The sequence below is a fragment of the Candidatus Marinimicrobia bacterium CG08_land_8_20_14_0_20_45_22 genome (assembly GCA_002774355.1).
GTDB lineage: Bacteria > Fidelibacterota > UBA2242 > UBA2242 > UBA2242 > 0-14-0-20-45-22.
Map to the genome: position 1 here is coordinate 1 of PEYN01000142.1, position 6468 is coordinate 6468.

The window sequence follows — 6468 nt, forward strand, 5'->3', positions numbered from 1 at the left end:
AAAATAGCCTGTTTCCTAAGTTCCTTTGTATCCAATTTCCTGCCTCTTCTTTTTGACTGGAAATTGAACATTTTTTCCGAATCTGTAAACGATGCCCTGCTACAGATTGACCATTAAAGTGTAAACGATGTTGTGCTAGTAAATGTGTTAGCGATGTCATGCTAGTTATCAAGTATTTACTATTGGGTTTGTATTAAGTCCGGATTGTTATTAAATTCCGCCGCTATTTTTAAGGCGGAGTAGCTCAGTTGGTTAGAGCAGCGGAATCATAATCCGCGTGTCCGGGGTTCGAATCCCTGCTCCGCTACTAATTTTAATCATAGTTCTTGCCTGTCTCTTCCGAGAAGCGAGGATGCTTGCTTAAAAACTTTGGTTCTTCGCTATTTTGTGAGGGGAGATGGTTGAATAATTGAATCAGTTTAGTAAAATTTATCCTATGAAAGACATAGAACTATTTCAAGAAGCAATTGGCTTAAGCCATCAGTGGTAAAGTTCAATCTTTAATTCTGTCAAAATTTCTCCTTCACTTTGCGGGCGGGTCGATTAAATTACCTGTTGCTATGGCTCGAATACCGAACGCGACGATCGAACAAATCAAAGCCCGCGCTGACATTTTAGAAGTTGTCTCGGAAGTCGTTCAACTGCGCCAGCGCGGACGCAACTACTTTGGACTTTGTCCGTTTCACGAAGAGAAAACCCCTTCGTTCAGCGTCAACCCATCGATGGGCATCTTTCACTGTTTCGGATGTGGAAAAGGCGGCAATGCGATCACGTTCATCATGGAATATGAAAAGATCGACTACATCGAAGCGCTCAAACGCCTTGCTGACCGCTATCATATCCGCATCGATTGGGAAGAGACCGGCGAAGACCGCGAACAGGGCGAGATCGCGTTGCTTTACGAATTGCACGATCTGGCGATGAATCTCTACCATCAGCAGATTTTCTCCGAAAAAGGAAAATCCGCACTCGATTATCTAATTCAACGCGGATTCAGTCGGGAGATTATCAAACAGTTCAAGATCGGATTCGCCACCGATGATTGGGAAAACCTGTTTCGGAAAGTTGACGCCGCCAAATTTTCACCCGGCGTTCTGGAAAAATCCGGCTTGTTCGTTCGCAAAGAAGGAACGCTGTTCTACGATCGTTTCCGGAACCGCATCATATTTCCAATTCATAATCTTGCCGGGCGCGTCGTCGCTTTCGGCGGCAGAACAATGGACGCCAATCCCGAAGCTTCGGGAGCGAAATACATCAACTCCGCCGAGACGCCGATCTATTTCAAGAGCGGCATCCTGTACGGACTATTTTATTCCAAAGACCAGATTCAGCGTTTCGGAGCCGCGGTGATCGTTGAAGGTTACACCGATTTTCTCCGCATGTACACTTCCGGAATTCAAAATGTCGCCGCCGGTTCCGGTACTGCGCTGACGTTTCATCACGCCAAAGCGCTGAAAAGATTCACCAGCCAAACTGTGTTGTGTTACGACGGCGATGAGGCGGGACAAAATGCCACCGAACGCGCGGGGTTCATCCTGATGAAAGAAGGACTCGACGTGAAGGCGATTTCCCTGCCGCAGGAAGACGATCCAGATTCTTATCTCCGGACGCATTCCGTCACCGATTTTAATCTGCTCTACAAAAACGCACCGGATTTCATCACTTTTTACATCAATCGTCACCAGTCGGAGTTGACGTCGCCCGCTTCCAAAACGCTGTTCCTTGAAAAGATCGTCGCAGAACTGATCGAGATCAGGAATCCGGTGACGCGCGAATTGATTGTTCAGCAGGTCGCCGACCGGCTTCGTCTCAGCGAAGAACTCATCAACAGCCAAATCCGCTTTGTTCAGAGACAAAAGGCCGCCTATGGAACTTCTTCCTCGAAACCGGATACGGTGGAAGAGAAAACAATCCAACTGAAATCACCGGTCGAAAAAGCCGAGTACGAATTGATAAAATTGATTCTGACCGATAATCCGCCGCTTGGGGAGATTGTCACCGCTTATTTGAAACCGGAACAGTTTAGCCACGCCATTTTAAAAAAAATCTATTCGCGGATCGTGGCGCGTTTGGATGATACTAAGTCTATTCAACCGGCTTCGCTTTTCGATGACGAATGGACGGAACAGGAAAAATTTTATCTCTCACGGCTCCTGTTTGAAGCAGAGCATCTAAAAGAGGAAAGCGCCGACATCGATCTTCAGCGAACGGCTAAAGACTGCATCGTTGTTGTACTTGCCGCTGAAACCGAACAGCAGATCAAGCAACTTCGCGAGCGCATCAAAGTCGCCGAAAAAGCCAAAGAAGATACGGAAAAACTCATCATCGAACTCTCCAATCTTCGGCGCAAGCGCAAAGAGATCGAGCATTTGTTCACCGCGATCGCGGAATAAAATCAAAGCCATTGCTGTTTAAGTGGCTATAACTGGCGAGCAACCTGCTGTCAATTTCTAATCGACAAAATTGCCATAAAATTGTCGACTGCTAATCGACACATTTGGTGATTTTATTTGGATAAAGAGATAAATTCCGGTCAGAAAAGCCGGGCGAACCGCGCCGGTTGGCGATCTATCCAGTATCCTCGGTGATAAGCGTCGCTGATCAACAGCGGCATTGTAATGGTTGCTTCACCGTAAACCATTTGCTCATAAGTCGTATCGACTTTTCCCCATGAACTGGCTTCCTTGAGCGTCGAACCGGAAAGTCCGCCGTCACGTTCATCGGCAACGGTCAGTTGAATGGCGTATTTGTGCATCGGTTTATCTTCGCCGAGAACTTCGGTCGCCACGACAACATCCTGTGTAAAATTCTTCGGAACGCCGCCTCCAATCATCAGAATGCCAGTCTCTTTCGTAGCGATCTTGACCTTCGTCAGTTCGAGGAAATCGCGCGCCGAGTCGAGCGTCAGCATGTCGCCTTTTTTATTCCATTGATGATGAATTAGTCCGAAACCTGCCGAGCAATCTGAAAAAGCCGGCACGAAGATCGGCATCTCTTTTTGGTAGGCGGAAAAGACGACGGATTTGTCGGTCTTCACGCCGTTCTTCTCGAGATATTTGCCCATTTCAAAGATGAATTCTCTGGAGGAAAACGGTCGCGGCGGAAGGGAATTAGCGATTTTTGCTATTGTCTCATCGCAAATCCGTAGTTCGTCTTCGTCGATATAGGTGTCGTAAATCCGGTCGATAGCGAGATCGCGGAGTTCGCTGTCATGAACAAATGGTGTTCCGATGTAATGTTTGAATCCGAGCGCTTCGAAGAAATCCTGATCAACGATAATTGCGCCGGTTGAGACGATTGCGTCAACCATGTTTGCCTCGATCATATCGACGACGACATTCTTGAGCCCGGCGCTAAAAAGTGAGCCCGCCAGCGTTAGAATAACATTGCAATCTTTGTCTTTCAACATGCGGTTCAGAATGTCCGCCGCGACAGCGAGATTCCGAGCCTGAAACGCCATGCCGCGATAAGAATCGATGATCGGTCGCGCGTCAAACGATTTGACGTCGATGTGCTGAATGGTCTTCTGGAGGTAGTCATTTTTTTTCATTCTTTTTTTCTCCTGAAAAAATCATGCTAAGCGTTCGGTAGATCAGTTTGGCGGCGGCAAAATCCGGAGCGCGGTTTGCCGGGCTGGGCATCAGTTCATTGACGTCCATGCTGACGATATTTTTCGCTCCGGCGACGGCTTGGATGACTTTTAATACATCATACCAGCCCAAGCCGCCGGGTTCGGGCGTTCCTGTCGATGGAAAGGATGACGGATCGAACACATCTAAATCGACTGTGATATAGACGTTGTCCGTCAACAGATTGACAATTTTTTCGATGATATTTTCCGTGCGGTAAAAATCGTGCGCGAAGAAAACGCGGCTCTTGTCCATGATGCCAAGTTCGCTGATGTCCATCGAACGAATGCCAACCTGAACGATTTTGGCGTATTCATGTGCGCGCGCCATGACGCAGGCATGATTGTATCGGCTTCCGTGGTAAGATTCGCGCAAGTCGGAATGTGCGTCAAATTGCAGAACGGTCAGATCCTTGTAACGCTCCGCCATGGCTTTAACGATTCCGATGCTGATCGTGTGTTCGCCGCCGAGACCGACGACGAATTTCTTATCCTTTAATAGCCCTTTAACCGTCTTATAAACGGCGTTTACCATCAGTTTGGGTTCTTTGGGACAAACGACCGGTTCCAGCGTGGCAATTCCCTGTTTGTAAACCATCGAATTGGTTTCGATGTCGTAGAGTTCCAGATAGCCGGAAGCGTCGATCAGCGCCTCGGGTCCTTCATCGGCGCCTTTTTGCCAAGTTGATGTGTCGTCGTAAGGAATCGGCAGAATAACAATCTTGGCGTTATCATAATTACAATAGGGTTCGCTGAGTGCGCAGAAAGCACCGGTAGAGCATTTGTATGTCATTGGTTTATGATCAGGTTAGACTTTTGTCGATACCGGGAAATCCTCGCCTCTTTCGCGAACGAAAGACTTGACGGACTTGGATTGGAAGAAGTTCACAACGTAATTCTTCGCCATATCCGTGTCAAAAGGCTTGCAAGAAAAGAGATCGACAAAAGCAAAATTCTTCTTGGGATAAGTGTGGATTGAAATGTGACTCTCCGCGATGATGACGACGCCCGTAATACCGCTCTCTTCCGGATCGATTGCATCGTACCGGAAAACATACGGTTGGGTGATTTTTGTCATTTTGATTTTGGGTGGGAGGTCGAATAAGAGTTTGAAGCAGGCTTCGAGATCATTTAAGATTTCGGGGTTGCATTCATTCAAATCCAGCATTAAGTGAGGTCCGTATCCATAGGTTTGCTTTTCCATTTCGCATAAACCCTCCTATAAAAAGTTATCAACAACATGTTTCCGTCCCGCTAAAGCGGATTTCCAACTGAATCGGAAAAATCAATCAGTTCATAACGGAAAAAAGCCCGCTATTATACGGCATATTTTTGATTAATTCAAACATTTTTTTATGGTGAAGAATGGCTGATTGTTATACTGAGGAGAATTGCCGTTTGAGATCGAGGTGCGGGAAAATTTTAACCACGAAAAGAAATCTCGAGACATCATGACTTGCTGGAAGAAGGTTTTTTTGAATGGCGCCGGCGATGGAAAGTGTAGTGAAAACTTGATAACCGTACAAAGAAAAAGTTATTCAAGTTTGAATCAGCGCAAGCTGTGATTCTGACATGTCAGGAGAGAAGTGTGTAAATATTGGGATATTTCTCTTTACTCCTTTCCTATTTAAGAATAACTATTGATTTTTTCCTTTTGAGTTATTAAAATTGAAACGTATGAAACAAAAATCGTTTCCATCGGAGTTAGAAAATATCAGCGGAAAGATGATTTCTGTTATCGAATATGCCCGAAGCCAAATCCTCGCGTCCGGATTCCGCAATCTGTCTGTCGAGAAAATTGCCGCCGACCTGCATATCAGCAAAAAGACGATCTACAAGCGATTTCCGACAAAAGACAAATTCATCGAATTTATATTGCTCTACCACTACGATAAAATCTTTGCCACTGTCCGTGCCATTCAGCCGGACGATAAACAACCGCTGAACGCCGTCGTTCTCGTCGTGAGGGCGGTTTATAAACATTTCTGCGTAATGAATCCACAAACGATTTACGACGTTAAGATTCACTATCCGCAAGTCTGGAAAAAGATCGAGGCGTTCCGCGAAGAGATTGTTACAACGTTGTTCGGTTCTTTTAAGAAAGCCCAGCAATTAGGATTCGTGCGTAACGACATCGATGTCCGGTTTGCGATCGCGCTCATCCTGAAGTCGGTAGAATCCGTCTTTCAGCCGGAATTTTTTCTCAATTCTTCCTATTCGATCGCTGACACGATCGGCTTATATATCGACCTGACAATGAATGGCATTTTAAACAAAAACACGAATTTTGACATCGACAGGTTAGTGAAAAATGAGACAAATAGTTGATATAGTCCGATCAGTTAAAAAACATCGATTCCATCGTGGTAATGAAGAATGATTAAGGCAATCGTCGAATTCGATCTGAAATATCCACGGACGATTATCGCCGTGAGTATTCTGCTGACGTTATTGATGGGTTGGAATATCCCGCAATTACAACTCGAGCCGGACGTCAAGGCGCTCATGCCGCAGGACTTCGAGATTATTACGTCCATGAAAGAGATGGAAGATACATTCGGCGGGAATGATCTGGTCGTCGTTTCACTTACATCGGAAAATATCTTTTCGCCGGGAACGCTTGAAAAAATCGAGGCCATGACGGCCGAGATCGAAACACTCGCCACGGTCGACCAGGTCATTTCGATTACGAATGTTCCAGATGTTCAGGGAACAGTGGACGGATTCGAAGTGCGCGAACTTATTGTAGAATTTCCTAAAACCGAATCCCAAATCGACTCGCTGAAGAAACGGATTGCCGATAATAAAATGATTTACGGAACCTTAGTTTCGACGGATTT

The 6468-nt window shown here is 46.0% G+C and carries 6 protein-coding genes and 1 tRNA gene; 4 read left to right on the top strand and 3 right to left on the bottom strand.

Annotated elements, in window-relative coordinates; all coding sequences use genetic code 11:
• Positions 1 to 233: 233 nt before the first annotated feature.
• Both COT43_08320 and COT43_08325 read left to right on the top strand, forming a co-directional pair.
• A tRNA-Met gene (locus tag COT43_08320) sits at positions 234 to 310 on the top strand.
• A 250-nt stretch (positions 311 to 560) separates the two neighbouring features.
• Positions 561 to 2393, top strand: a complete 1833-nt coding sequence (locus COT43_08325) for a DNA primase (GenBank protein ID PIS27860.1) — start codon at positions 561 to 563, stop codon at positions 2391 to 2393.
• Positions 2394 to 2533: 140 nt separating this feature from the next.
• Here the strand turns inward: COT43_08325 and COT43_08330 are convergent, their stop codons facing one another.
• The 3 genes from COT43_08330 to speD are packed head-to-tail and all read right to left on the bottom strand — an operon-like array spanning position 2534 to position 4832.
• Positions 2534 to 3550 carry a deoxyhypusine synthase gene (locus COT43_08330; protein PIS27861.1) on the bottom strand — a complete coding sequence of 339 codons (1017 nt, stop codon included), beginning with the start codon at positions 3548 to 3550 and terminating at the stop codon, positions 2534 to 2536.
• A complete protein-coding gene (speB, locus tag COT43_08335; GenBank protein ID PIS27862.1) occupies positions 3537 to 4421 on the bottom strand; it encodes an agmatinase in 885 nt (294 codons plus the stop codon). Before speB ends, COT43_08330 begins: the two co-directional genes overlap by 14 nt.
• 15 nt (positions 4422 to 4436) lie before the next feature.
• Entirely contained in the window at positions 4437 to 4832 is a 396-nt protein-coding gene (gene speD, locus COT43_08340; protein ID PIS27863.1) for an adenosylmethionine decarboxylase, read from the bottom strand.
• A 473-nt stretch (positions 4833 to 5305) separates the two neighbouring features.
• On the opposite strand from speD, the gene COT43_08345 reads away from it, so the two are divergent.
• The gene (locus tag COT43_08345; protein PIS27864.1) at positions 5306 to 5956 is read left to right on the top strand and encodes a hypothetical protein; all 651 of its coding nucleotides are present in this window, start codon (positions 5306 to 5308) and stop codon (positions 5954 to 5956) included.
• 48 nt (positions 5957 to 6004) lie between these two features.
• On the top strand, positions 6005 to 6468 hold a 464-nt coding region (locus COT43_08350), incomplete at its 3' end, for a hypothetical protein (protein ID PIS27865.1).